The 24,945-nt window shown below is 68.6% G+C and carries 21 protein-coding genes; 15 read left to right on the top strand and 6 right to left on the bottom strand.

Annotated features, from left to right (window positions below; genetic code table 11):
* The first annotated feature begins 26 nt into the window (after nucleotides 1–26).
* The 4 genes from DIE16_RS07010 (at nucleotide 27) to DIE16_RS06995 (ending at nucleotide 3,061) form a co-directional block, all read left to right on the top strand.
* Nucleotides 27–1,451, top strand: a complete 1,425-nt coding sequence (locus tag DIE16_RS07010) for a flagellar hook-length control protein FliK (protein ID WP_124520071.1) — start codon at nucleotides 27–29, stop codon at nucleotides 1,449–1,451.
* Nucleotides 1,452–1,626: 175 nt separating this feature from the next.
* Entirely contained in the window at nucleotides 1,627–1,782 is a 156-nt protein-coding gene (locus DIE16_RS36535) for a hypothetical protein (RefSeq protein ID WP_167359264.1), read from the top strand.
* 135 nt (nucleotides 1,783–1,917) lie between these two features.
* Entirely contained in the window at nucleotides 1,918–2,397 is a 480-nt protein-coding gene (locus DIE16_RS07005) for an N-acetyltransferase (RefSeq protein WP_124486078.1), read from the top strand.
* Between the two features lie 427 nt (nucleotides 2,398–2,824).
* On the top strand, nucleotides 2,825–3,061 hold the full coding sequence (locus DIE16_RS06995) for a hypothetical protein (RefSeq protein ID WP_124520069.1): 237 nt from the start codon (nucleotides 2,825–2,827) through the stop codon (nucleotides 3,059–3,061).
* A gap of 61 nt (nucleotides 3,062–3,122) precedes the next feature.
* Here DIE16_RS06995 and DIE16_RS06990 read toward each other — a convergent pair whose 3' ends face one another.
* Nucleotides 3,123–5,987, bottom strand: coding sequence for a heavy metal translocating P-type ATPase (locus DIE16_RS06990; protein WP_124520067.1), 2,865 nt, complete (start codon nucleotides 5,985–5,987; stop codon nucleotides 3,123–3,125).
* A gap of 379 nt (nucleotides 5,988–6,366) precedes the next feature.
* Between DIE16_RS06990 and DIE16_RS06985 the strand changes: the two genes are divergently transcribed.
* Nucleotides 6,367–7,806, top strand: a complete 1,440-nt coding sequence (locus tag DIE16_RS06985) for a DUF1254 domain-containing protein (protein ID WP_124892091.1) — start codon at nucleotides 6,367–6,369, stop codon at nucleotides 7,804–7,806.
* A gap of 152 nt (nucleotides 7,807–7,958) precedes the next feature.
* Nucleotides 7,959–11,789 (top strand): DUF748 domain-containing protein, encoded by a 3,831-nt coding sequence (locus DIE16_RS06980; protein ID WP_124892090.1) that lies wholly within the window; start codon nucleotides 7,959–7,961, stop codon nucleotides 11,787–11,789.
* A 65-nt stretch (nucleotides 11,790–11,854) separates the two neighbouring features.
* Here the strand turns inward: DIE16_RS06980 and DIE16_RS06975 are convergent, their stop codons facing one another.
* Nucleotides 11,855–12,076, bottom strand: coding sequence for a hypothetical protein (locus DIE16_RS06975; RefSeq protein WP_185500307.1), 222 nt, complete (start codon nucleotides 12,074–12,076; stop codon nucleotides 11,855–11,857).
* Nucleotides 12,077–12,379: 303 nt separating this feature from the next.
* On the opposite strand from DIE16_RS06975, the gene DIE16_RS06965 reads away from it, so the two are divergent.
* On the top strand, nucleotides 12,380–14,056 hold the full coding sequence (locus DIE16_RS06965) for an alkaline phosphatase family protein (RefSeq protein ID WP_124892089.1): 1,677 nt from the start codon (nucleotides 12,380–12,382) through the stop codon (nucleotides 14,054–14,056).
* 79 nt (nucleotides 14,057–14,135) lie between these two features.
* Here the strand turns inward: DIE16_RS06965 and DIE16_RS06960 are convergent, their stop codons facing one another.
* On the bottom strand, nucleotides 14,136–15,032 hold the full coding sequence (locus DIE16_RS06960) for a LysR family transcriptional regulator (protein WP_044845028.1): 897 nt from the start codon (nucleotides 15,030–15,032) through the stop codon (nucleotides 14,136–14,138).
* 162 nt (nucleotides 15,033–15,194) lie between these two features.
* On the opposite strand from DIE16_RS06960, the gene DIE16_RS06955 reads away from it, so the two are divergent.
* The 8 genes from DIE16_RS06955 to DIE16_RS06920 all read left to right on the top strand — a co-directional run bounded on the left by DIE16_RS06955 (nucleotide 15,195) and on the right by DIE16_RS06920 (nucleotide 21,788).
* Nucleotides 15,195–16,046: an ABC transporter permease gene (locus tag DIE16_RS06955; protein WP_124529187.1), complete on the top strand. Its 852-nt coding sequence runs from the start codon at nucleotides 15,195–15,197 to the stop codon at nucleotides 16,044–16,046.
* Between the two features lie 7 nt (nucleotides 16,047–16,053).
* The gene (locus tag DIE16_RS06950; protein ID WP_124486085.1) at nucleotides 16,054–17,085 is read left to right on the top strand and encodes an ABC transporter ATP-binding protein; all 1,032 of its coding nucleotides are present in this window, start codon (nucleotides 16,054–16,056) and stop codon (nucleotides 17,083–17,085) included.
* A gap of 35 nt (nucleotides 17,086–17,120) precedes the next feature.
* The gene (locus DIE16_RS06945) at nucleotides 17,121–18,209 is read left to right on the top strand and encodes an extracellular solute-binding protein (RefSeq protein ID WP_124486086.1); all 1,089 of its coding nucleotides are present in this window, start codon (nucleotides 17,121–17,123) and stop codon (nucleotides 18,207–18,209) included.
* 10 nt (nucleotides 18,210–18,219) lie between these two features.
* Nucleotides 18,220–19,050, top strand: a complete 831-nt coding sequence (locus DIE16_RS06940) for an ABC transporter permease (protein WP_124486087.1) — start codon at nucleotides 18,220–18,222, stop codon at nucleotides 19,048–19,050.
* Between the two features lie 70 nt (nucleotides 19,051–19,120).
* Entirely contained in the window at nucleotides 19,121–19,576 is a 456-nt protein-coding gene (locus DIE16_RS06935) for a TIGR00725 family protein (protein WP_124892094.1), read from the top strand.
* Between the two features lie 278 nt (nucleotides 19,577–19,854).
* Nucleotides 19,855–20,049, top strand: coding sequence for a YqaE/Pmp3 family membrane protein (locus DIE16_RS06930; protein WP_044848494.1), 195 nt, complete (start codon nucleotides 19,855–19,857; stop codon nucleotides 20,047–20,049).
* Between the two features lie 120 nt (nucleotides 20,050–20,169).
* Nucleotides 20,170–21,486 carry a type II toxin-antitoxin system HipA family toxin gene (locus DIE16_RS06925; RefSeq protein WP_124666337.1) on the top strand — a complete coding sequence of 439 codons (1,317 nt, stop codon included), beginning with the start codon at nucleotides 20,170–20,172 and terminating at the stop codon, nucleotides 21,484–21,486.
* 14 nt (nucleotides 21,487–21,500) lie between these two features.
* Nucleotides 21,501–21,788, top strand: a complete 288-nt coding sequence (locus tag DIE16_RS06920) for a helix-turn-helix domain-containing protein (protein ID WP_044848495.1) — start codon at nucleotides 21,501–21,503, stop codon at nucleotides 21,786–21,788.
* Nucleotides 21,789–21,893: 105 nt separating this feature from the next.
* Here the strand turns inward: DIE16_RS06920 and DIE16_RS06915 are convergent, their stop codons facing one another.
* The 3 genes from DIE16_RS06915 to DIE16_RS06905 are packed head-to-tail and all read right to left on the bottom strand — an operon-like array spanning nucleotide 21,894 to nucleotide 24,503.
* Nucleotides 21,894–22,073 (bottom strand): hypothetical protein, encoded by a 180-nt coding sequence (locus tag DIE16_RS06915; protein WP_044848496.1) that lies wholly within the window; start codon nucleotides 22,071–22,073, stop codon nucleotides 21,894–21,896.
* Nucleotides 22,045–23,052 carry a cytochrome d ubiquinol oxidase subunit II gene (gene cydB, locus DIE16_RS06910; protein WP_124486089.1) on the bottom strand — a complete coding sequence of 336 codons (1,008 nt, stop codon included), beginning with the start codon at nucleotides 23,050–23,052 and terminating at the stop codon, nucleotides 22,045–22,047. Before cydB ends, DIE16_RS06915 begins: the two co-directional genes overlap by 29 nt.
* 29 nt (nucleotides 23,053–23,081) lie before the next feature.
* Entirely contained in the window at nucleotides 23,082–24,503 is a 1,422-nt protein-coding gene (locus DIE16_RS06905; RefSeq protein WP_044848498.1) for a cytochrome ubiquinol oxidase subunit I, read from the bottom strand.
* Nucleotides 24,504–24,945: the final 442 nt, after the last annotated feature.

The following is a 24,945-nucleotide window of genomic DNA, read 5'->3' as shown; positions in this document are numbered from 1 at the left end:
CGCTCGCGGGCCTGCAATCCGACTCCATGACCGAATCCGTTTCCGTGCCTCGCTCCCGTTCCCATTCCCGCTCCGACCGTTCATCGGCCCGTTCGCGCCCGCGTTCCGTCGCGGCCGCGGCAGACACCGCCGCCAAGGCAACCGCGCGGTCCGGCAACGCGGGCGGCGATGCGCCGCGGGACGAACACACGCTCGACCTGTTCGGCGATCCGGTGCGCGAGCCGGCTGCGCGTGCGCCGGCCGTCTCGCGTGATGACGCGGTGGCGGACGCCGAGACGGTGGCCGCCGTTGTGGACGGCGAGGACGCCGCTCGGCAGGCGACGCTGGATGGATTCGCCACGTCGGGCGCCGCTGCCGATGCGGTCGATCCGGCTCCCGACGTCGCGACGACGACGGAGCCTGCTTCGACGCGTGGAAACGGCGATGCGGTCGGTGCCGATGTCGTGCCCGCGCCCGCTGCCGACACGACGAAGCCCGGCGGGGCGCGGCTGTCCGATGGTGGCGGCGCGCGCGCAGCTGGTGAGCCGGCAACGGGCGGCGGCCAGATGAAGGCCGGCAGCGTGTCGGAAGCCGGCGGCGCGGCCGGGACGAGCGCCGATCGTTCGACCGCGAATGCCGATGCGGTGGGTGGTGCGGTCGATGCGGCCATCGCCGATCGTCTCGTGAAAGCGGGCGGGGAGGCCGAAGGTGCCGCCGTGCCGGTCACACGCGATGACGCGGCGCGGGCGCCCGGTGAGACCACGAAGGGGCGTCGCGCATCCTCCGGCGGCAAGCGACGTGCGACTGCCGGCACGCGCGAAGCGGCAGCGCCAGCGGTGCGTAGTGTGCCGGAAGCAGCGGCTGTCGGCGCCGGGGCGGAGGTGCCTCCGGCGCAGCACACTCCGCCGTCCGCCGAACCGCAAGCGACCGCCGAACCGGCCGGGCCGGTCGCTGCCGCGATTGCCGCGAGTACCCGTGATGCTGCGCGAGCAGCCGCAGCGCCGGCCTCGCCGGTCGTGCAGCCGGTGGCGTCCGCGGCGTCGTTCGTGACGAAGCCGTCGGCGGATCGCGCGCAACCGGCCGCGTCGAGCGGGCCAGCCTTCGATCCCGACACGCATCTGCGCCCGCTGTCGGATCGGCTCGCCACCCTGCAGGCCGACACGGCCGGCATGAAGCAGGCGGCCGATCGCGAGATGCGTCGCGTCAACCGGCTGCTGCTGGCACTGGCGATCGTCGTGTTCGCGGGGCTCACCGCGCTGGTGCTGCAAACACGGCAGATTGCGCACCTGAAGCAGGAACTGGATGCCCGGCAACAGCGGATCGACCGGCTGGCTGCCGATCTGTCGACGCAGCAGGCAACGCTGATGACGCTCGCGGAACACCACGAAGCGATGCTGTCACAGGTCGACCGGCTGCAACGCAATGCGAACCGCGAGGCGGCGGCCGCGAAGCGCGTGCGTCGAACGCACTAAATCGTCCGACCCTACCTGCAAACCCCGGCCTGGCAAGGCGCGTCGCGGGAGACCGACCGTTGGCGGTTGCACGGGTGCGGCAAACTGATGCGGCGCGCTGGCAGAGTTCAGGGAAAACCCTTAGAATGAAGTCCATCTAAGGGAAAACCCTAGAGCCATCTGTCAGGAGTCTCACATGAGCTTCATTCTTGCCCTGCTGCAAAAGATCGACGACCTGTTCGTCTCCCCGCACCTGCCGCTCGACGCGGAATATTCGTACGCTGCGCGTCGCGCCGAAGCCGAGCGCGTGCGTCGTGCGAATCTCGTGCCGATCGTCCTGTATCGTCGCTGATTCGCTGATTCGCTGATTCGCTGATCCGGCGCAGCGCTCGCTGCAACTGCCTGCCCGCTTTCCGCCGTCGCATCGCGCGCCGGTGTGACCGTCCCGCTACACTGGAAGTCCGACTTCCCTCGCGACACCCGGGCCATGCTGCAGATGCGGCCGATGACGGCCGGTGAATTCCACGCATACCGCACGCGCGCCATCGACGGCTACGCGCGCGATCTCGTGTCGTCCGGGCAGAATGCGGCCGACGACGCGGCGAGCCGCGCCCGCGCCTGCTTCGATACGCTGCTGCCCGACGGCCTGCTCACTTCCGGCCAGACACTCGTCCAACTGATCGACGCTGCCAGCGGCGACACGGTCGGCGATCTCTGGTACGCGATCGTGCCCGAAGGGCCGAACCGCACGCTGTTCATCTACGACCTCGACATCGTCCCGTCACGGCGCCGCCAGGGCTGGGCCACACGCGCGCTCGATGCGCTGGAGGCCGAGGCACGCCGCCATGGCGTCACCGAGATCGGGCTGTCGGTGTTCAATCACAACACGGCTGCCCGTGCGCTGTATCGGGCGTGCGGCTTCGCGCCGATCACGACGACGCTGATCAAGCCGGTCGTCTCTGGCTAACGACGAAGATTCGACACCGCAGGCGCAACGTTTTCGTTTCGACACGATTTGACGTAAGCACACGCGTGGGCCGTGGCGCGCTCTGGACGGGCCCGCGAGCCCGATTTGGTCTTTTGAACGCGGGGCGCCCAACCTGCATGGCAACCGAAATCCAGTGTGGATCCTATGATGAGCGGGCCAACAGTTTGGCGTACTCATACGCAGCATGGGGCGATCACCGACTGACCATTCATGTCATGCCCGGAACCCGAGCGTTCGGTCGCGGTGGATTCTTCATCCATGGCGGCACGAACGCGGGATCCGCCGGATGCATCAATCTTCATTCCGGAATGGAAAATGTCGTTCGAGACATCGAGACATCGAGACATCGAGGCGGCGACGAAGGACGCGCCCGAGTGCTACGTTCCACTGACGATTCAATACTGACATGCGAAAACGCCCGTTGCATATCTTGATTGGTGTGGCGCTGCTGATTTCGATCCTGCTCGTTTTTGCGTTCAACGCGATCAATCTCGAAGAGGCATACGGCGACGGACCACCCTACTACGCGCGGACGACCAATATGGACAAGTGGACGAATCCGCTCCCGTTGCTGGGTATTGTCGATGGCGCAATGCTGGTCGCGATCGGCGCGTATTGTTTCTGGATTCGTCGAAGCCGTTGAATCCTGCGCGCGGCGGCGAGCGTGCGGGTTGCAGTCCCGCCCGTTTTCGCGCCGCGCCGGCTCATCGCGCCCGCCCTTTCCATCTCCTCAGCAGCAACGCATTCGTCACGACGCTGACGCTGGAAAACGCCATCGCTGCCCCCGCGATCACCGGATTCAACCAGCCGAGCGCCGCGAGCGGCACGCCGATCAGGTTGTAGACGAACGCCCAGAACAGGTTCTGCTGGATCTTCCGGTACGTCCGCTTCGAGATGTCGATCGCATCGGCGACGAGCGCCGGGTCGCCGCGCATCAGCGTGATGCCGGCCGTGTGCATCGCGACGTCGGTGCCGGTGGCCATCGCGATGCCGACATCGGCCGCGGCGAGCGCGGGCGCGTCGTTGATCCCGTCGCCGACCATCGCGACGATTCCGCCGTGCGTCCGCTTCAGTTCGGCCACCACGCGTGCCTTGTCGTCGGGCAGCACCTGCGCATGCACTTCGCCGATCCCGAGCGTCGCCGCGACGGCCGTGGCGCTGCCGCGGTTGTCGCCCGTCACGAGCACGCTCGCGACGCCCCGTGCCGACAGGGCCGCGACCGCGTCGCGCGCGCCGGGCTTCACGGTGTCGCCGAACGCGATCAGCGCGAGCAGCGCACGCGGCGCATCGGCGCGCATCAGCCACGAAATCGTGTTGCCCGCGCGTTCGAGTTCCGCGGCACGCGCGTCGAGTTCGGGCGGCACGACGATGCCGAGTTCGTCGCGCCAGCGGGTGCTGCCGAGTGCGAGAAGCTGCCCGTCGACACGCGCTTCGACGCCGCGTCCGGCCACCGCGCGCGCATCGGCCGCGACGATCTCGGCCGAGCCCGCGCCGCCGCCGCGGGCCAAGACGTCCGCATCGTGTGCGGCGACTACCGCGCGCGCGAGCGGGTGATCGCTTTGCCGCTGGACCGCGGCCGCGAGCGCGAGCGCCTGCTCACGCGGGATGCCGACGGCGTCGAACGCCGTCACGGATGGCTTGCCTTCGGTCAGCGTGCCGGTCTTGTCGAACGCGATCACGGTGGTACGCTGCGCGAGTTCGAGCGCCTGGGCGTCCTTGATCAGCACGCCGTGGCGGGCCGCGACGCCGGTGCCGGCCATGATCGCCGCGGGCGTCGCGAGGCCGAGCGCGCACGGGCACGCGATGACGAGCACCGCGACCGCGTTGAGGATCGCCGTTTCGGTGCCGGCGCCGGCGATCAGCCAGCCGATCAGCGTCAGCACGGCGATGCCGAGGATCGCCGGCACGAACACTTCGCTGACGCGATCGACGAGCCGCTGGATCGGCGCTTTCTCCGCCTGGGCGGATTCGACGAGGCGGATGATGCGTGCGAGCGTCGTTTCCGCGCCGATCGCGGTGGTTTCGACGACGAGCGCGCCTTCGCCGTTGATCGACCCGGCCGTGACCGAGTCGCCGTCGTCCTTCGGCACCGGCAGGCTTTCACCGGTGATCAGCGATTCGTCGACGTGCGAGCGGCCCGACACGATCCGGCCGTCGACGGGCACGCGCTCGCCGGGACGGATGCTGACGGTCGTGCCGACGCGCACCTGCGCGAGCGGCACGTCGCGTTCGACACCGTGCTCGACGACGCGCGCACGGTCCGGACGCAGCGCGTTCAGCGCGCGGATCGCCTCCGTCGTCTGGCGTTTCGCGCGCGCTTCGAGCCATTTGCCGAAGCGCACCAGCGTGACGATGACGGCCGATGCCTCGAAATACAGGTGGCCGGGGTGCGCGGGGTCGCGCAGCAGCATCCACAGGCTCAGGCCGAACGCGGCCGACGTGCCGAGTGCGACGAGCAGGTCCATGTTGCCCGTGCGTGCCTTCACCGCATGCCAGGCGGCGCGGTAGAAGCGCGCGCCGAAGCCGAACTGGACGATCGACGCGAGCACGAGCTGCAGCCAGCCGGGCAGCATCGCGTCGAAACCGAACGGCGCGACGAGCATCGGCACGACGAGCGGCGCGCTCAGCACGGCCGAGCCGATCACGAGATTGCGCTCGCGGATCGCTTCGCGTTGCTTGCGGGCGTCGGGGGCTTGCGCGGCGGCGCCGGTGCCGGCGCGGGCGGTGGCGTCGGTCGAGGCGCCCGCGTCCGGCGAGGCGGCGAGCGACGCCCGATAGCCGGCCGTCGTGACCGCCGCGATCAGCGTGGCGGCGTCGAGCGCGCCGGTGCCATGCACCGATGCGCGTTCGGTCGCGAGATTGACCGACGCATGCGTGACGCCCGGCACCTTCTCCAGCGCCTTTTCGACGCGCGACACGCATGACGCGCAGGTCATCCCGTCGATGGCGAGTTCGAGGCTGGCGGATGCCGGAGACGCGGACGGGGCAGGGAGGGCGGCGGTATCCGGCGCGAGCGGCGTCGCACCATAGCCGGCCTGCCTGACGGCATCCGCCAGTTGCGACGCGGAAACGTCCGCTGCGGCGTCGACCGTCGCGCGTTCGGTCGCGAGGTTGACCGTTGCGCGCGTGACGCCCGGCACTTTCGCGAGCGTTTTCTCCACGCGCGACACGCACGACGCGCAGGTCATGCCGTCGATATCGAGTTCGATCGTGGTGGCGGTGGCGGTGGCGGTGGCGGTGGCGGTGGCGGGCGATGCCGTTGCCGTTACCGGCGGTGCTGCGACGCGCGTCGCGTGCCCCGCGGGCGAGGCCGCCGGGGCTGCGCTCGTCGCTTCGCGCACGGCAGCGCGATAGCCGGCGGCGCCGACCGCGTCGACGAGCTGCGCCGGCGTGACCGCATCATGCGCGGTGACCGTGGCCGCATGCGCGTCGAGATCGACCGCGGCCTCGACGACGCCCGGCACCGCAGCCAGCGCACGTTGCACACGGCCGGTGCAGCCGCCGCAATGCATGCCGTCGACGGTCAGTTCGACCGTTTGCAGGGCTGCGGAGGCGAGTGGTTCAGTCATGTCGGATTCCCCAGGAGCGCGGATCGAGCCGCGAGTGATGTCAGTATCAACATTCCCATGATGGGAAGGTCAAGGGGGGATGCAATACAGGATCGTGTCGACGGCCAACGCATTCTCGCCTGTCATGCCCGGCCAGCGCAGGCGGCGGACCGCTTCGTACAAGGGGCCGGATCAGCGGAGATTCAGGCTGACGACAGGCCGGCTACTGCTGCGCCCGTTATTCGGCATATTGGGGGATGCCCTCAGGCGCTATGATACCGGCCTGACATCAGCGTCCGCCCGGCGAAGCGGCGACCGGGCAGGCTGGGGTGCCTTGCCTTCGTCGATCGTGAGTCGAACAAGGCGTTGACTGACAAGAACGATATTCGGCCAGTACTCAATGATTGAAAACCTACGAGAATCAATTTCTCTGCGGCGCGCGGCAGGCGCGTCGCTGGCCCTGGCGATGCTGCTGGCAGGATGCGCGTCGCAACCGGATGCGATCCAGCGGAAAACCGGCTGGATGCGCGCCGAAGTGGCCGACTCTTATGTATACGCGTATCCGCTCGTGCTGATGGACGTCGCGAAGGAAGCCGCGACGGGCGGCGACGGCGCTCAGCCGGGCCAGGCGCCGCTCAACACGCTGCGTCACGCGCAGGCGCTGCCGCCCGTCGGCGCGCTGAACCCGCCGCTGCCGGGCGTCGACACGCTCGACTCGACCGGCTGGCTCGACGTCGGCGCCGAGCCGGTAATCGTGACGCTGCCGGACACCCGCGGCCGTTACTGGGATGCGCGCGCGCTCGACATGTGGACGAACGTGCTGTGGTCGGCGTCGAGCGTGGCGACGCGTGGCGCTCGCGGCGCCGTGCGAGCGCAAACGATTGCCTTCGCCGCGAAGGACTGGCAGGGCACGCTGCCGAAGGGCGCATTGCGGATCGACGTGCCGTCGGCCAACGCGTGGCTCGAAGTGCGGCTGCAGACGAGCGGCGGGCGCGACCTCACGAACGTGAAGAAACTGCAGCGGACGATCCGCGTGGTGCCGCTGTCCGTCTATACGGGCAGCGCGCGCGGCGCGTCGGTCGCGGTCCATGCGGGCAGCGCGCCGTCGGAAGCGGCGAGCGGCGGCACGCCGGCCGAGCAGGTGGCCGCGCTCGACCCGAAGGCGTTCTTCACGCGCTTCGCGCAGGCGCTGCAGGACAACCCGGCACCGGCCGACGATGCGCACGCGCAAGAACAGCTGAAGGACATCGGCGTGACGGCCGGCTACCCGGTGCTGTGGACGGGCGATCGCCTGAACGCCGCGACGGCCGGCGTCGCCGAGGCGCGCGCGCGGCTCGCGACACCGCCGTCGAACCTGCTCAACGCGAACGGCTGGAGCTGGATCGGCGACACGGCCGGCAAGTACGGTCAGGATTACACGCTGCGCGCGTACGCGGCCTACACGCAGTTCGGCACCGCGACGCGCGACGACGAAACGCTCGCGTTCGTGCGCGTCGACAGCGACGGCCATGCGCTGAACGGCGCGAACCGCTACGTGCTGCACTTCGCGCCGGGCGCGCTGCCGCCGGTGCGCGGGTTCTGGACGCTCACGCCGTACGCGACGAACGGTGCGCTGCCCGACGTCGGCTCGGCGCACCGCTCGCTCGGCGACCGCGACCGGCTGCGCCGCAACCACGACGGCTCGATCGACGTGGTCGTGTCGGCATCGCCGGGCGGCACGCATGCGGCCAACTGGCTGCCGGCGCCGCGCACCGATTTCGCGCTCGCGCTGCGGCTGTACGCGCCGAAGCCGCAAGCGAGCGACGGCTCGTGGATGCCGCCCGTCGTCGTCCGGAAATGAACCGACGGGCGCCGCCGCTGTCCGATCCGCGGGCGCGGCGGCCGCGCCCGAACGTCGTTCCGTTACCACCTGAGCCTATACTTTCGGGATAGCGTGCACGGCCGTGCCGGTTTTCCGGCGCGGCCAGGCATCCATTCCCGAGGCATCCAAGCATGGCAAGCGCAGACAAAGAAACCGTACCCTCGACCCTCCATGCCCTCGGCGGCGTTGCACGCTCGCGCCGGACCCGGCGTATCGGCCTCGGCGTGTTGATCTTCCTCGTTTTATTCGGACTGCTCGGGTTCTTCGCGGCGCCGCCGCTGATCCGCCACATCGCCGAACAGCAACTGAGCCAGCAGCTCGGCCGGCCGTCCACGGTCCAGCGCGTCGCGCTGAACCCGTACACGCTGAACCTCGAAGCCGACGGCGTGCACGTCGGCGAGCGCGGCGGCCAGGGCGACTTCATCGACATCGGCAAGCTCGTCGTCAGGCCGTCGTGGTCGTCGCTGTTCCGCGGCGCGCCGATCGTCAACGAAGTGCGCGTCGACTCGCCGCGCTTCCATATCGTCCGTTACGACGCGCAGCGCTTCAACTTCACCGACCTGATCGAGAAGTTCTCGACGCCGTCCAAACCCGAAAGCAAGCCGACACTTTTCTCGGTGTCGAACATCCAGGTCAACGACGGCCGGATCGACTTCGACGACCGCCTGCTGAACGAAAAGCACGTGGTCGACAACTGGACGCTCGGCATCCCGTTCATCGCGACGCTGCCGTCGAAGACCGACATCTTCGTGCAGCCGAGGCTGCGCGCGCGGTTCGACGGCAGCCCGATCGCGATCGACGGCAGGACGAAGCCGTTCGCGCAGTCGCGCGAGTCGGAAGTCGCGCTGACGTTCGACCGGCTCGACGTGCCGAAGCTGATTTCGTATGTGCCGGCGAAGCTGCCGGTGATCGTCACGAGCGGCCTCCTGAGCAGCGACCTGAAGCTGAACTTCGTGATGAGCGGCGACACACCCGCGCTGCGCGTGTCGGGCACCGTCGATCTCAACGACGCGAAGGTGACCGACCGCGCGTCCGCGCCGCTGTTCGCCGCGCGCGGCGTGCACGTCGCGGCCGCCGGCCTCGAGCCGCTGCGCAACGTGCTGCATTTCGACGAGATCCGGCTCGATCAGCCGGTCGTCGACCTGGCGCGCGACAAGCAGGGCGTGCTGAACGTCGAGAAGCTCGCCGGCCAGCCGTCTGCGGCGCCGAAGGCGGCCGCCGGCAAGCCGGCCGCTGCCTCGTCGGCCGCTGCCGCACCGGGTGCCGCCGCATCGAGCGAAGCCGCCGCCGTCGCCGCCGCGAGCGGCGCGAAGGCCGAAGCCGTCGCGAAGGAAGCGCCGCCGCTCGATCTGACGATCCGTCATTTCGCGATCGACGGCGGCACGATCAACGTCGACGACCGCGTGCCGGCGACGCCGACCGCGCTGTCGCTGACGAAGCTGGCCGCGACGCTCGACGGCTTCACGCTGCAGGGCAAGACGCCCGCGAAATACACGTTGTCGACGTCGTTGTCGCGCGGCGGCGACCTGAAGGCCGAAGGCGCGTTCAGCCTGGCGGCGAAGCAGGCCGACACGAAGCTGACGGTCGATGCGCTCGCGCTGCCGGCGCTGCAGCCGTATCTCGGCGAGGCGACCCGCGCGCGCGTGCTCGACGGCACGCTCGGCGCGAGCGTCAACGCGAAGGCCGACTGGGGCAAGACGCCGCTCGACGCGCAGGTCGCCGACAGCACGGTGAGCCTGAAGTCGCTGAAGCTCGCGACGCCGGACGCGAAGGCGCCCGCGATCGTGCTGCCCGACGCGAGCGCGAAGATCACGAAGGTCGACGTCGCCGCGCGCAGCGCGGAAATCGCGAGCGTCGACGCGACCGGGCTCGCGCTCGACGTGAAGCGCCTGAAGGACGGCAAGATCGACCTGGCGGCGCTCGCCGAACCCGCGCAGGCGGCGGTGCCCAGGCGCACGGTCGCGCGCAAGGCCGCGGCGGCCGCGCCGTCGTGGCATTACCGGATCGACGCGCTGAACGTGAAGGAATCGTCCGCGAACTTCACGGACCTGTCGACGCCGCGCCCGGTGAAGCTCGCGATCAAGCCGCTCGACCTGTCGGTGCAGAAGATCAGCGACGACCTGACGAAGCCGCTCCCGGTGCAGCTGAAGGCGACGCTGAACCGCAAGGGCTCGGTGAACGTGTCGGGCGACGTGACCGCGCAGCCGCTGAAGCTCGGCCTGAAGATCAACGGCAACCGCCTCGACGCGGCCGCGTTCGAGCCGTACTTCGGCAGCGCGCTGAACGCGACCATCGCGAGCGCGCTGCTCAACGCGCAGGGCAACCTGACGTTCGCGCAGGTGAAGGACACGCCGCGCGCGACCTATCGCGGCGATGTCGCGCTGGTCGACGTGCGGATGCTCGACAAGGCGACGTCCGACCCGTTCGCCGGCTGGCGCTCGCTCGCGCTGTCGAACCTGAAGGTGAACCACGACGAGAAGGGCACCGACGTCGACGCCGCGCGCGTGACGTTCTCGAACTTCTACGGCCGCGTGCTGCTCGATGCGCAGGGTCGGCTGAACCTGAAGGACGTCGTCGCGAAGGAGACGGGCCCCGCGCAGTCGCTGACGCGCGACGCGAGCAAGCCCGAACCGGTGCCGCTGTCGCCGGGCATGACGCCGCCGGCCGCCGCCGCGCAGGCCTCGTCGGCCGCGGCCGCGCAGCAGGCGTCGGCGCCGGCCGCCGCATCGGCGCCGGTCGTCGTGAAGGCCGCGCCGCCGCCGCAGAATCCGGTGCGCATGCATTTCGGCGAGCTCCTGCTGCAGGACGGCCGCGTGACCTACACCGACAACTTCATCAAGCCGAACTACACGGCGAACCTGGTCGCGATCAAGGGGACGGTCGGCGCGTTCGGCACGGACTCGACGACGTCCGCGCCAGTCGACGTCGCCGCGAACCTCGCGGGCAACGGACCGATCTCGATCAAGGGCTCGGTGAACCCGCTGATCGACAAGCCCGCGCTGGATCTCACGGCGACCGCGCACGACATCGAGCTGACCAACCTGACGCCGTATTCGGCGAAGTACGCCGGCTACCCGATCACGAAGGGCAAGCTCAACGTCGACCTGCACTACCAGCTCGCGAACGACCAGCTGCAGGCGAACAACCACATCTTCATCGACCAGCTCACGTTCGGCGATCACGTCGAAAACGACACGGCGACCAAGCTGCCGGTGAAGCTCGCGATCTCGCTCCTGAAGAACACGCGCGGCCAGATCGACGTGAACCTGCCGGTGTCGGGCTCGCTGTCGAATCCGGAGTTCAGCGTCGGCGGGCTGATCTGGCGCGCGGTGCTGAACCTGATCGCGAAGGCCGTCACGTCGCCGTTCACGCTGCTCGCGAATGCGTTCGGCGGCAGCGGCGGCGAGGATCTCGGCTACGTCGAGTTCGCGCCGGGCGCGTACGAGCTGACCGACGCGCAGCAGAAGAAGCTCGATACCGTCGTGAAGATGCTGACCGAGAAGCCGTCGATCCGGCTGGACCTGATCGGCCGCGTCGATCCGGCGAAGGATACGCCGGGGCTGCGCGACGCGTACGTCGAACGGCTGGTCCGCCAGCAGAAGCTGAAGGACGTGGTCGGCCAGGGCGAGAGCATCGATCCGATGTCGGTGAAGGTCGAACCGGCCGAGTACACCAAGTACCTGACGCGCGCGTACAAGGACGCCGACTTCAAGAAGCCGCGCAACCTGATCGGCCTGCAGAAGACGCTGCCCGATGCGGACATGAAGCAGGCGCTCGCCGATCACGCGCCGGCCGACGACAACGCGCTGCGCGCGCTCGCGCAGCAGCGCGCGCAGGCCGTGCGCCAGTACCTCGACGGCAAGATCGATGCGAGCCGCATGTTCGTCGTGGCGCCGAAGCTCGATGCGAAGGGCATCGAGGACAAGGGCGCGACGACGCGCGTCGACTTCGGCCTGCAGTAAGCGTTACGCCCTCATCCGCCGCCGCCGCGTCCGATCGGCAATCGGGCGCGGCGGCGCGCTTCCCGTCAGCGCACCTCGATCGCCGGTTCGCGCTTGTCCAGTTCCTTCCTCGCGGCCAGCGGCAGGCGCGCATCGTCCCAATGCGTGAGCCATTCGACTTCCTTCGCGGTGAACACCTGGCCGTAGTTGCGCAACGCGTACTGCAGCGCGTCGACGACGTGGTGGCGAATGATTTCGGGGGTGCGTGCATCGTCCAGCACGAACCGGAGAGCTTCCAGGGTCGACATACTCGTGCTCCGGGTCAGGGAAAACCCTTTATCACACGCCAATAGTCATACGCCAAGCGTGAAAAAAATTCGCGCGGCGGGCGACGGCGCGCCCGATGCACCGACCCGGTGCGAACCTCGCGCGCACACGTCGCGGCGTGCGCCGGGTCGCCTCGTTTTGCGACCGCGTCGTGTCACTTGCGATTGGTTACGTTTGACAGAAAACAGAAAGCCCCGCTTCACGCGAGCGCCCCACGGCGCGGCGATATTTTGCGCGCCTGATGGCAGGTCACGCAGTTCAACGTCAATCGATGAGGTGGGGTGATGATTTCCAGGTTCGCTAAGCAACGAAAAACGGCGGTGATGGTGGCGGGCGCGCTGGCGCTCGCAAGCGCCGGCGCCTACGCGGCGCAGCAGGACGGCAACAGCCAGGGCGATGACGCCGGCCACGGCCGGCGTGTCGTGAAGCACGTGCTGCTGATCAGCGTCGACGGCCTGCACGAGCAGGATCTCGCACGCTGCATCGGCGCGAACACGTGTCCGAACCTCGCCGTGCTCGCACAAAGCGGCGTCACGTACACGAACGCCTACACGCCCGGCCTGTCGGACTCGTTCCCGGGGCTCGCCGCGCTCGTGACGGGCGGCTCGCCGAAGACGGCCGGCCTGTTCTACGACGTGTCGTACGACCGCAACCTGTACGCGCCGAGCGACACGACCTGCTCGGGCAAGCAGGGCTGGAACGTCGTGTTCGACGAGACGACCGGCATCGATGCGTTCAACGGCGGCGCGCTCGTGCACCTCGACGGCGGCGGCGCATTCAATCCGCAGGCGATTCCGCATGCGAAGGTCGGCGGCCAGTGCGTGCCGGTCTATCCGCACAACTACGTGAAGACCAACACGGTGTTCGAGGCCGTCAAGGCCGGCGTGCCGAACGCCTACACCGCGTGGGCGGACAAGCACGCGTGGGGCTACGACTGGCTGAACGGCCCGTCGGGCACCGGCGTCGACGATCTGATGCGCACCGAGATCAACTCGATCGACCCGGCGACGAACACCGCCTACACCGACGTCTATTCGCACACGGCGCGCTTCGACAACCTGCACGTGCAGGCGCTGGTCAACCAGATCGACGGCCGCGATTCGACGGGCACGAAAAACGCGCCGGTGCCGACGCTGTTCGGCGCCAACTTCCAGACGCTGAGCGTCGCGCAGAAGGCGCCGGTCGCGAAGGGCGGCGGCTATCTCGACGCGAACTTCACGCCGAACGGCCAGGTCGCGAACGCGATCACGTACGTCGACAACTCGATCGGCCGCATCGTCGCCGAGCTGAAGCAGCGCAACCTGTACACGTCGACGGCCGTGATCGTCACGGCGAAGCACGGCCAGTCGCCGACCGATCACACGAAGCTCGTGAAGAACGGCGACACGCTGACGAAGCTGCTCGAAGCGAACAACTACGTCGACCCGAACGGCAACTTCGGCCAGAACAACACGACGACGGGCAACCTGAACGACGGTTCGGGCCTGGTCGGCACGGGCTTCGTGCAGACCGACGACGTCGGCCTGATCTGGCTGCGCGACCGCAGCCAGCGCGCGGCCGTGGTGCAGACGCTGAAGTCGAACCTCGGCTGCAACGCGCCGGGGATCTGCGCCGACGGCCCGCAGGCATCCATCCTGTACGGCGCGGCGCTGGCCGACCGGTTCGGCGATCCGGCCAACGGCCGCACGCCGGACATCATCGTCCAGCCGAATCCGGGCGTGATCTACACGTCGAGCACGAAGAAGGACGAGGAACACGGCGGCAACGCGCCGGACGACAGCCACCTCGGCCTGCTCGTGTCGTACCCGGGCCTCCATCGTGCGCGTACCGTGAGCGATGTGGTCGGCACGAAGCAGGTCGCGCCGACGATCCTCGGGCTGCTCGGCGCCGAACCGAAGCTGCTGCACGCGGTCGTGGCCGAGAACACGCACGTGCTGCCGGGGCTCGGCATCGACCACTGACGCAACGGGACGGGCGGCACGGCGCCGTGTTACCGGCGCCGCCGTGCCGTCCGGGCGTGCCCGGCCATGCCGGGCACGCTCAGCGCTCCGCGCATGCGCCGAGGATCCATTCCCTGAAGCGCCGCAACGCGGCGCTCGTCTCCAGGCGCTCCGGCGCATAGCACAGGTAGTGCCCCTGCGCGTCGACGTCGACGGGCGCGTCGAACGGTTCGACGAGCGCGCCGCTCGCGAGCGTGTCGACGATCAGGAAGCGCGGCACGAGCGCGAGCCCGAGCCCGGCTTGCGCGGCCTGGATCAGCACCGAATACTGTTCGAAGCGCGGCCCGGCCAGCGCGTTCATCCGGGCGACGCGATGGCGCTCCGCCCAGAGCGACCACGCGATTTCCGCCTGCTCGTGCACGAGCCGCGGCGCGGCGGCCGTGTCGGCGGGCGTGCGCAGCGCATGTCGCGCCGCGAATTCGCGGGAACAGACCGGCACGAACGTGCGGCCGTCCAGGTAATCGCAGCGGACGCCTTCCCATGCGCCGTCCCCATAGCGTATCGCCGCGTCGAGTCCGAACGGAAACACGTCGCCGTGCGCGAGATGGCGGCGAAAACTCAGCGTGACGTCCGGCGCGCCGGCCAGAAAGCGCGCGAGGCGCGGCACCAGCCACTTCGTCGTGAAGGTCGGCACGCTTGCGATCGTCAGCAGGTCGCTGTCCTCGCGCGCGCTCAGCAATTCGATCGACGCGTTGCCGATCTCGCGCAGCGGGCCGATCACGCGTGCGTGATAAACCTGCCCGGCCCGCGTGAGCGCGAGATTGCGCCCCTCGCGCACGAACAGCTTCACCCCGAACAGCGTCTCGAGATTCGCGATCTGCCGGCTGACCGCGCTCGGCGTCAGGCCGAGCTCGCGCGCCGCATACGAGAAGTTCAGGTACTTCACGGAAGTCGCGAACGCGTGCAGCTCCGCGACGTTGGGAAACAGGTGCTTCACGGCGAACTATTCCTTGCGCGCACAGATCGATGCGGGCGTTGTACGTTTTTTTCATGACGATGCCATGTCGGATCCGCACACTGCGGCCGTCATGACAACGCGTGCCGGCCCTGCCCGGCGGGCGTTGCGTGACCCATTCCGTGTCCGTCAGCGAGATTCGCCATGCATCCGCCAGCCGCTCCGGCCCTTGCCGAAGCTATTCCGATTCGTCGTAACAAACGGCCGCGCGCGATCGCGGGACGCCTGCTGCTGCAGGCGCTCGTCGCGGTTTTCGGGCTGTACCTCGCGTTGCCGATCGTGCTGCTGCTGATCGGCTCGGTCGGCCAGTCGTGGACGAACACGCTGCTGCCGACCGGCATCACGTCGCACTGGTTCGCGGACCTGGCCGCGAATCGCAGCTTCACCCGCGCATTCGGCACGAGCCTCGTCGTCGCGCTCGCCTGCTGCGCGATCAATGCCGTGCTGGCGCTGCCGCTCGCCTATGCGCTGCATCACCGCGCACTGGCCGGCCGCGGCTTCGCGGCGCGCATCGTGATGCTGATGCCGATCGCGGTGCCGGCGCTGACACTCGGGTTCGGCTACATCGCGATCTTCAGCGGCGATGCGCTGCCGTGGCTCGGCACGCTGCCGCTGATGATCGCCGCGCACGCGGTGCTGACGCTGCCGTACCTGCTGCAGACGCTGCTGAGCGACCTGCGCCACCTGGGGCTCGCGCATCTCGAGGCGTGTGCGGCGACGCTCGGTGCGACGCCGCTGCGCCAGTTCTTCACGGTCGTGCTGCCGAACCTGCGGCACAGCCTGTTTTCCGGCCTCGTGATGGTCGCCGCGCTGTCGATCGGCGAATTCCAGATCTCGAACCTGATCGCGGGCTTCCGTTACCGCAACTATCCGATCGTGCTGCTGCAGGCGTTCTACGGCGCGTCCGGGATGGCCTGCGCGGCCACCGTCGTGCTGCTCGTCCTTGCCGTGCTCGCGACGCTCGCCTCCGTCCTCACCGTGCCACGCCTGAAGTGAAACCGTCATGAGTCTCGATTTCGAAAACGTCAGCTTCCAGTATCCGGGCGCCCGTCACGGCGTCGACGCGGTCACGCTGTCCGCGGCCCAGGGCGAACTGCTCGCCGTGATGGGCCGCAGCGGCTCCGGCAAATCGACGCTGCTGCGCCTCGCCGCCGGCCTGCTCGACGGGTACGACGGCCGTATCGCGATCGGCGGCCGCGACATGGCCGGCGTGCCGGTGTGGCAGCGCGAGGTCGGAATGGTGTTCCAGCACTACGCGCTGTTTCCGAACCTGTCGGTCGTCGACAACGTCGCCTACGGCCTGAAGATGCGCGGCATGGCCGCGGCGCCGCGCCGTCGCCGCGCGCTCGAGATGCTCGAACGCGTCGGCCTCGCCGCGCAGGCCGGACGCAGCACGGCGCTGCTGTCCGGGGGGCAGCAGCAGCGCGTCGCGCTGGCTCGCGCGCTCGTGATCGAACCGAAGCTGCTGCTGCTCGACGAGCCGCTCGCGGCGCTCGACGCCGGCATTCGCCACCAGCTGCGCGACGAGATCCGCGCGCTGCAGCGCGCATGCGGCGCGACGACGCTGCTCGTCACGCACGACCAGGACGAAGCGCTCAGCATGGCCGATCGCGTGGCGATCGTCGACGGCGGACGCATGCTGCAGGCCGGCACCCCGCGCGACCTGTACGAGCGTCCGGCGACCGCGCAGGTCGCGCGGTTCGTCGGCCATTCGACGCTGCTGCGCGGCCGCGTGCTCGCGCATGGCGCGGTCGACGTGCGGTTCACGACGCTGCGCGCGGATACGGGTGCGCACCGGCCGGGCGACCCGGTCGAGGTGCTGATCCGGCCGGAACACCTGCAGCCCGATCCGCCCGAGTCCGTCGCGAACCGCATCGACGGCCGGGTCGGCGAGGTGCGCTACTTCGGCGCGACCCAGCGCTTCGACTTCGTACCGGCCGGCGCGACCGACGCACTGCTCGGCGAAGGGCGCGAGCTGCCCGCGCGCTGCGTGTCGATCGAGCCGCGCCATCTGCTCGTGCTGCCCGCCGCGTGAGCGCGGGCGACCCATTCATTCAACGGAGAATCACGATGTCTGCACGCCGCCATTTCCTTCATGCGACGCGCCGCCGCCTGCTGGCGCTCTGCGCGTTCGCGACCCTCGCGCCGGCGCTGGCCCATGCCGCGCCGCTGTATCCCGGCGAGGACGCGCTGTACGAGAAGGCCGCCGACGAAGGGCTCGTCGTGTCGTTCGACACGGGCCCGGAATGGGCGAACTGGAAGTCGCTGTTCGCCGAATTCCGCAAGCGCTACCCGAAGGTCGAGATCACGTACAACGACATCGGCTCGGCGGCCACGGTCGTCGCGCTCGACAAGTCGCGCCGCCGCCCGCAGGCCGACACGGCGTACTACTTCGCGGCGTCGGCGCTCGATGCGACGGCCAAGGACGTCGTCGCGCCGTTCAAGCCGGTCAATTTCGACAAGCTGCCCACGGTGTTCCGCGCGGCCGACGGCCGCTGGTTCGCGGTGCATTCGCTGAACATCGCGCTGCTCGTCAACAAGAAGCTCGTGAAGAACGTGCCGCAGCGCTGGTCGGACCTGCTGAAGCCCGAATATCGCAATGCGGTCGTCTATCTCGATCCGCGCTCGACCGGGCAGGGGCAGGTCGCCGTGTTCGCCGCCGCCTATGCGAACGGCGGCAGCGTCGACAACCCGAAGCCGGGCGCGGATTTCTTCGGCAAGCTCAAGCAGGCGGGCAACGTGCTGCGCGTCGAGGGCACGACGCCGTACGCGAAATTCGTCAAGGGCGAGATTCCGGTCCTGATCGGCTACGAGAACGACGGGCTCAAGGCCAAGTACGCGGACGGCATGGGTGACGCGGCCGAAGTCGTGATTCCGCAGGACGGCAGCGTGTCGGCGCCGTACGCGATGAGTCTCGTGAAGAACGGCCCGAATCCGGCCGCCGCGCAGCTGTGGCTCAACCTCGTGATGAGCGACGTCGGGCAGGGGCTGTTCGCGCAGGGCTTCGTGCGTCCGGCCGTGCCCGGCACGCCGGTGGCGCAGGATGTCGCCGCGAAGCTGCCGAACGCGCCGCAGGTGCGTCCGCTCGACGTCGCGAAGGCCGCGGCGCACAAGGCCGAAGTCGACCAGCTCTGGTCGCAGGCCACGCTCGGCAAGTAAGGGGCGCGCGATGCGGGTTTCGTCCATGCAGCGCGGCGTCCTGCGCCGCTACGGCGCGGTGCCGGCGGCCGGGCTGTTCGCGGTGTGCTTCGTGCTGCCGCTCGCCGCGCTCGTCGGCGCCGCGTTCGACGGCGGCGGCCGTGCGTTCGCCGCGGTGTTCGGCGATCCGCTCGTCGCCGACGCGATCGTGCGCTCGCTGGCGCTCGCGATCGGCGCCGGCACGCTGTCGGTCGCCGTCGGCGTGCCGGTCGCGTTCGTGCTGGCCGGGCAGTCGCCGGCGCGGCGCCGCTGGTCGCTCGCGCTGCTCGGCGTGCCGCTTGCCTTCTCCGGCCTCGTGATCGCGTACGGCTTCATCCTCGTGTTCGGCCGCGCCGGCTTCGTGACGATGCTGCTGGCGTCGCTCGGCGCGGACCCGACCGTGGTCGGCGGCGCGATCTACACGATGCCGGGGCTCGCGTTCGCCTACGCGTACTACCTGATCCCGCGCGTCGCGCTGATGCTCTACCCGGCGCTCGCGAATCTCGACCGGCGGCCGCTCGAGGCGGCGCTGACGCTCGGCGCCCGGCCGTGGCGCGCGTGGTTCGACGTCGCGTGGCGCGAGCTGTGGCCGTCGATCGCGTCGGCGTGGTGCCTCGTTGGTGCGATCGCGCTCGGCACGTACGGCACGGCGCTCGCGCTGGCCGGCACGCAGGTCAACATCCTGCCGCTGCTGATGTACCTTAAGCTGTCCGACGGACAGACCGATTTCTCGCAGGCCGCCGTACTGTCGATCGTGCTGACGGCGCTTTGCACCTGCGTTCTTGCACTGGGGGAAGGACTTGCACGGCAACGACGTCATTGAATGGTCGGACGACACGCGCGGCGCGCTGGCGCAGCTCGCGCAGCGACAGCGCGGCGCACGCCGGCACCGGATGCCGGTCGGCGTGATCGGGCCGCGCGACGCGACCGACGCGCAGCTCGCCGTCGCCGAGCGGATCGCGCACGCGATCGCGGGGACGGGCATCGCGATCGTCGGCGGCGGCAAGCAGGGGGTGATGGAGGCCGCGGCGCGCGGCGCGCGGGCCGCGGGCGGATGCGCGATCGGGCTGCTGCCCGAGGACGATGCGCGGGACGCGAATCCGTACCTGTCGGTCGCGCTGCCGACCGGGCTCGGCATCACGCGCAATGCGCTGATCGCACGCGCGTCGCTGTGCCTGATCGCGGTCGGCGGCGGTCTCGGCACGCTGTCCGAAATCGCGCTGGGGCTGCAATGGGGCAAGCCGGTGTTCGCGATCTGCGACGCGCCGCAGGTCGCGGGCGTCGAGAACTTCGACGAAGCGGACTTGCTCGTCGCGCGGGTCGCGCAGTGGCTGTCCGGTTCGGCGTAGGTCGGCATTCCGGCTGACGGGAGCACGCAGACGCTCGTGCGGAGCGGCATGCGGCATACGTTCCGAATCCGGCGCGGTGTCTTCTCCAGCGATTTCGATACGGCTCTCGCGCGATGCGAGGGCCGTTTTTTTGCGGCCGGCGGGTGAAGAAGGTGGGGGCGCTGACGTTCCGGCGCGGAGCGTCGGCTGCGTGCCAGGCGCGCCGGCTTGAAATGGGGTGCGTGACGCGCCATATTGGCCGCGTACGCTGTTCTTCAACGATGCGAAAAGGAAATCCGATGCGTCTGCTGCTTGCCCTCTTGCTGCCGTGGTTCCAGTTTTTCACGATCGGCCGCCCGATCGCCGGCGTGATCTGCCTGATCCTGCAGCTCACGATCATCGGCTGGCTGCCGGCCGCGATCTGGTCGGTGTATGCGCTGAGCCAGTACAAGACCGATCGCAAGATCGAGGCGGCGCTGCGCGAGCGGCGGTAAGCGGCGGCAGTTTCCCTCGACCGCTGCTTCCGGAGTTCAAGGGGCTCGATTTCTATTTCGGTAGAAATTTATATAATTCAGCTACGATGAACGGCACGATTTGTATAGATTTCTGCTGAAATGAACGCTTCCTGCACGATCCAGCTCCACGCCGATGGTATTTGGCGCGACGTCGGCGTCGTCACCCTTTTCGGCGAGCCTGACGAGAGCTGGCGCAGTCGTGCCTATACGGGTTACGACGTCGAATGGATCGTTCGACATCAATTCGCCCGCGATGCGCACGCGATGGCATGCGGTTTTCCGGTCGATCTCGAGCCACTGGTGACGCCCCATTGGCCGATTTTCCTGATCGATTTGCTGCCGCAAGGCTTCGGCCGTCAGGAGTTGTTGCGCCGCCTCGATCTGCCGGAAACAGCCGAGGAGCGTGCCGACTGGCCGTTGCTGCTCGCGGGAGCCGGTAACTCGATCGGCAATCTGCGGATCAAGGAAGCCGCGCAGTGGCTCGCCGAGCGCCAGGGGCCGCGGCAAGGATTTACCGACGATGACGTTGTCGCACGCGGAGACGCATTCAGCGAATACCTCGCCGAACATGGATTCTTCGTCGCGGGCTCCTCGGGTGTGCAGGGCGAGTGGCCGAAGCTGCTGCTGACCCGTGCCGACGACGGACTGCTCTATCTCGATCACACGCTGCCCGATGCGCGCGCGGTCGCGCACTACATCGTCAAGTTCGGACGTGGCACGAACGAGCGTCTTGCACAAATCCTTCGTCACGAAGCGCCCTACATGGCATTGGCCCAGCGTCTTGGATTGCGCGTGCATGCGCCGCTGACGCTGCGCGATCGGTCGCTATTCATTCCGCGGTTCGATCGCGCGCGCGTTGGTGGCAGCGTTGTCCGGTTCGCTCAGGAAAGTATTGCGTCGCTGACCGGAAAAGCCGGCTTCGGCGTCGTGCCGAGTCACGACGAGGTGTGCGGGCATCTCGTGCGCCGATGCACGGATCCTCAAGCCGAGGTGGCCGAGTATCTGTGCCGCGACGTCGCGAATCTCGCGTTGGGGAACAAAGACAATCATGCACGGAACACGGCATTGCAACGCGACTTCGATGGACGCGTTGCGTTGACGCCGCTGTACGACTTCGCACCGATGTATCTGCACCCCGACGGCATCGCACGGCGCATCCGCTGGGAAGGAAATGACGGTGGTCAGCCAGACTGGGCGCGGGTACTCGATGCGGTCGTCCGGTCGAGCGAGCCGCAGGCGGGGGAGGCGCATGCCGCGCTGGATCGCGACGCATTGCGGGCACGGCTGCACGCAATGGCGCCGCGCTTGCAGGAGATCGCCGATCGGGGTGTCGATCTCGGACTGGAGCACGATGTGCATGCTTTCCTGAAACCGGGCATCGAGCGGCTCGCCCGCGAACTGGATGCACTGCGCTAGGCGAGGGCGACACGATGGACAAACGCTATAACGCGATGTCGCTTCCCGATCAGCTCGCGTTGCGCCGGCAAGCGATCGAGGACGTTCTCGCGCATCCCGAGTGGTCGCTGCGCGAATCCGTGCGTCATCTGAAGCAGACGATGCGGTTGACGAGCGCCGAAATGGCGAAGCTCGCCGGTGTGTCGACAAAGACGATTCAGGATATCGAGCAGGGCCGCAGCGACGGGACGGTTCAGACGATGAACCGCATATTCGGCATGCTGGGATTGAAGCTCGGCGTCGTGCGGCGGGCGCCGCAATAACGCACGCGGAGGAAGAGGCAGCGGATCACGCATCCATCGGGCGACCGATGCGCGCCGCGCCCGGGCCGCGCGCGTGACGCGATCGCCCGGCCGGCGCGCTGCCTTTTACTTCACCGCGAACAGCGTCAGGTTCATGAAGATCTTGAACGCATAGCCGAGCGTGACGGCGCCGAGCACGCCGCCCGCCCACAGGACGACGAACCACATCCAGCCGCGCATCCGCGGCCGCGGCGCGTCGGGCCGGCGGGCGGCAGGATCAGTGGTGGTAGTAATGCTGGTCTTCATGGCGCACCTTGCCTCGGAATACCCAGTAACCCATCGTCGTGTAGGCGATGATGATCGGGAGGATAACCGCTGCGCCGACCAGCGTGAAGGTCTGGCTCGACCGCGGCGCCGCCGCTTCCCAGATCGTCATCGTCTGAGGAATCGCATACGGGAACATCGTGACGAGCAGGCCGACGTAGCCGAGCAGCACGAGTGCCAGCGCGAGCACGAACGGCGTCATGTCGTGCCGGTTGCGTACCGCGCGACGCATCCACACCGCGCACCCGGCGACCAGGAACGGCACCGGCAGCAGGCGCCAGAACAGCCCCGAATCGAACCAGCGCTGCGCGACCGCCGGATCCTGCAGCGGCGTCCACAGGCTGACGACCGCGATGAAGCCGAGCAGCACAACGGTCAGCGGCCACACGACGCGATGCAGGCGCCGCTGCAGGTCGCCTTCCGTCTTCGCGACGAGCCAGCAGCAGCCGAGCAGCGCGTACGTGACGATCAACCCGAGGCCCGTCAGCAGGCTGAACGGCGTGAGCCAGTCGAACGCGCCGCCGGCGTACACGCCGTCCTTCACGTCGATGCCCTGCAGGAACGCGCCGAGCGCGATCCCCTGGAACAGCGTCGCGCCGGCCGAGCCGCCGATGAACGCGAGATCCCACAGCTGCTTCGTGCGCCGCGCCTTCGCGCGGATCTCGAACGACACGCCGCGAAAGATCAGGCACACCAGCATGAAGATCAGCGGCAGGTACAGCGCCGACAGCACCGTCGAATAGACGATCGGGAACACCGCGAACAGCCCGGCGCCGCCGAGCACGAGCCACGTCTCGTTGCCGTCCCACACGGGCGCGACGGTGTTCATCATCAGGTCGCGTTCCTTCTCGTCCGGGAAGAACGGGAAGACGATGCCGATGCCGAGGTCGAAGCCGTCGAGCACGACGTACATGAAGAGCCCCAATGCGATGATCGCGGCCCAGATTACGGTGACGTCCATAGGTTTTCTCGTTTGCGAAAGTGGGGGGCTCAGACGGTCTCGATCAGCTCGTCGACGGCCGACATCGGGCGGCGCGCGGTGTGATCGGGGCGCGTGTCGGGCTCGCCGTGCCGCGCGTCGTGCTTGACGTCGGGCAGCGCGGGGCCGGCCTTCATCAGCTTCAGCATGTAGTACACGCCGGTGCCGAACACGAGGAAGTAGACGATCACGAACGTCATCATCGACAGGCTGACCTGCTGCACCGACAGCGGCGACACGGCCTGCGCGGTGCGCATCACGCCATACACGACCCACGGCTGGCGGCCCGCTTCGGTCGTCACCCAGCCCGCGAGCAGCGACACGAAGCCGGTCGGGCCCATCACGAGCGCGAGGCGCTGGAACCACTTCGATTCATACAGGCTGCCGCGGCGGCGCAGCAGCCACGCGAGCGCGGCGAGGCCGATCATCGCGAAGCCGAGGCCGACCATGATCCGGAAGCTCCAGAACACGACCGTCGAGTTCGGACGATCCTCGGGGCGGAATTCCTTCAGTCCGCGGATCTCGCCGTCCCAGCTGTGCGTGAGGATCAGGCTGCCGAGGTGCGGCACCTGCACCGCGTAGCGGGTCGTTTCGGCCTTCATGTCCGGAATGCCGAACAGGTTGAGCGCCGTGCCGCCCTTTTCGGTTTCCCACAGCCCTTCGATCGCGGCGATCTTCGCGGGCTGGTGCTTCAGCGTGTTGATGCCGTGCTGGTCGCCGATCACGGCCTGCAGCGGCGCGAGCACCAGCAGCAGCCACAGCGCCATCGAGAACATCTTCTTCACGCCCTTGTCGCGGCGGCCCTTCAGCAGGTGCCACGCGCCCGTCGCGGCCACCACCAGCGCGGCGACGATGAACGCGGCGATCGCCATGTGGAACAGGCGGTACGGGAACGACGGATTGAAGACGATCGCGAACCAGTCGGTCGGCACGATGCGGCCGTCGACGATCTCGAAACCCTGCGGCGTCTGCATCCAGCTGTTCGACGCGAGGATCCAGAACGTCGAGATCAGCGTGCCGATCGCGACCATCAGCGTCGCGCCGAAGTGCGCGCGCGGGCTGACGCGGTTCCAGCCGAACAGCATGATGCCGAGGAAGCCGGCTTCGAGGAAGAACGCCGTCATCACCTCGTACATCAGCAGCGGGCCGGTGACCGAGCCGGCGAAGCTCGAGAAGCCCGACCAGTTGGTGCCGAACTGATAGCTCATCACGACGCCGGAAACCACGCCCATTCCGAACGCGACCGCGAAGATCTTCGACCAGAACAGGCAGAGTGTCTTGTAGTACTGCTTGCCGGTCTTCAGCCAGCGATATTCGAGCACGGCGATGAAGCTGGCGAGGCCGATGCTCAGCGCCGGGAAGACGATGTGAAAGGAGACGGTGAACGCGAATTGCAGGCGGGCCAGATCGAGGGCCGAAAATGCGGTGTCCATACCAGTTGACCGAGGCTTGACGATACCCGCCGGCGGGGTGCCGGCGGACCCCGGCCAGAGGGGGCATCGGGGTTGGCTGGAGTATGTGCCGCGATGTTGCGCCGCGAAATGCGCCAACTCGTCGCAGATGTCCAGCCCGGCGCGCGCGGTTTCGGGATAAATCGTTGATTCGTATCAAGATCGCGGCGCGCGCCGCAGGCGACCGTGGCGTGGCGGTCTGCCGCACGTGCGGCAATATGGCGCGTCGCATCACGGGAACGATGCGGCGTGCGCGAAGGTGCCGCGCGTTGGCACGCGCGGCCTATGCCTATGCCGGGTGTCCGGCCGCCGCCGCGTTGTTGACGATGCCGCGCCGGCGTGGACCGCGTCGCGTCGTGCCGGTTGTATCCGGATCGTGCACCTGCGGCGCCCGGTCACGTGGCTTTCGCCCGGCGCGAAGCAT

Source organism: Burkholderia sp. Bp9090 (genome assembly GCF_003857985.1).
Lineage (GTDB): Bacteria > Pseudomonadota > Gammaproteobacteria > Burkholderiales > Burkholderiaceae > Burkholderia.
This window is presented reverse-complemented; position numbering and strand designations above follow the sequence as displayed.

Excerpts from the sequence above, each read along its gene's own strand:
- DIE16_RS06980 (WP_124892090.1), top strand. The coding sequence starts at position 7,959 with ATGGCAAGCGCAGACAAAGAAACCGTACCCTCGACCCTCCATGCCCTC.
- DIE16_RS06985 (WP_124892091.1), top strand. The coding sequence starts at position 6,367 with ATGATTGAAAACCTACGAGAATCAATTTCTCTGCGGCGCGCGGCAGGC.
- DIE16_RS06975 (WP_185500307.1), bottom strand. The coding sequence starts at position 12,076 with ATGTCGACCCTGGAAGCTCTCCGGTTCGTGCTGGACGATGCACGCACC.
- DIE16_RS06940 (WP_124486087.1), top strand. The coding sequence starts at position 18,220 with ATGCGGGTTTCGTCCATGCAGCGCGGCGTCCTGCGCCGCTACGGCGCG.
- cydB (WP_124486089.1), bottom strand. The coding sequence starts at position 23,052 with ATGGACGTCACCGTAATCTGGGCCGCGATCATCGCATTGGGGCTCTTC.
- DIE16_RS06915 (WP_044848496.1), bottom strand. The coding sequence starts at position 22,073 with ATGAAGACCAGCATTACTACCACCACTGATCCTGCCGCCCGCCGGCCC.
- DIE16_RS06905 (WP_044848498.1), bottom strand. The coding sequence starts at position 24,503 with ATGGACACCGCATTTTCGGCCCTCGATCTGGCCCGCCTGCAATTCGCG.
- DIE16_RS06955 (WP_124529187.1), top strand. The coding sequence starts at position 15,195 with ATGCATCCGCCAGCCGCTCCGGCCCTTGCCGAAGCTATTCCGATTCGT.
- DIE16_RS06945 (WP_124486086.1), top strand. The coding sequence starts at position 17,121 with ATGTCTGCACGCCGCCATTTCCTTCATGCGACGCGCCGCCGCCTGCTG.
- DIE16_RS06950 (WP_124486085.1), top strand. The coding sequence starts at position 16,054 with ATGAGTCTCGATTTCGAAAACGTCAGCTTCCAGTATCCGGGCGCCCGT.
- DIE16_RS07005 (WP_124486078.1), top strand. The coding sequence starts at position 1,918 with ATGCTGCAGATGCGGCCGATGACGGCCGGTGAATTCCACGCATACCGC.
- DIE16_RS06930 (WP_044848494.1), top strand. The coding sequence starts at position 19,855 with ATGCGTCTGCTGCTTGCCCTCTTGCTGCCGTGGTTCCAGTTTTTCACG.
- DIE16_RS06920 (WP_044848495.1), top strand. The coding sequence starts at position 21,501 with ATGGACAAACGCTATAACGCGATGTCGCTTCCCGATCAGCTCGCGTTG.
- DIE16_RS07010 (WP_124520071.1), top strand. The coding sequence starts at position 27 with ATGACCGAATCCGTTTCCGTGCCTCGCTCCCGTTCCCATTCCCGCTCC.
- DIE16_RS06935 (WP_124892094.1), top strand. The coding sequence starts at position 19,121 with ATGCCGGTCGGCGTGATCGGGCCGCGCGACGCGACCGACGCGCAGCTC.
- DIE16_RS06995 (WP_124520069.1), top strand. The coding sequence starts at position 2,825 with ATGCGAAAACGCCCGTTGCATATCTTGATTGGTGTGGCGCTGCTGATT.
- DIE16_RS06925 (WP_124666337.1), top strand. The coding sequence starts at position 20,170 with ATGAACGCTTCCTGCACGATCCAGCTCCACGCCGATGGTATTTGGCGC.
- DIE16_RS06990 (WP_124520067.1), bottom strand. The coding sequence starts at position 5,987 with ATGACTGAACCACTCGCCTCCGCAGCCCTGCAAACGGTCGAACTGACC.
- DIE16_RS06965 (WP_124892089.1), top strand. The coding sequence starts at position 12,380 with ATGATTTCCAGGTTCGCTAAGCAACGAAAAACGGCGGTGATGGTGGCG.
- DIE16_RS36535 (WP_167359264.1), top strand. The coding sequence starts at position 1,627 with ATGAGCTTCATTCTTGCCCTGCTGCAAAAGATCGACGACCTGTTCGTC.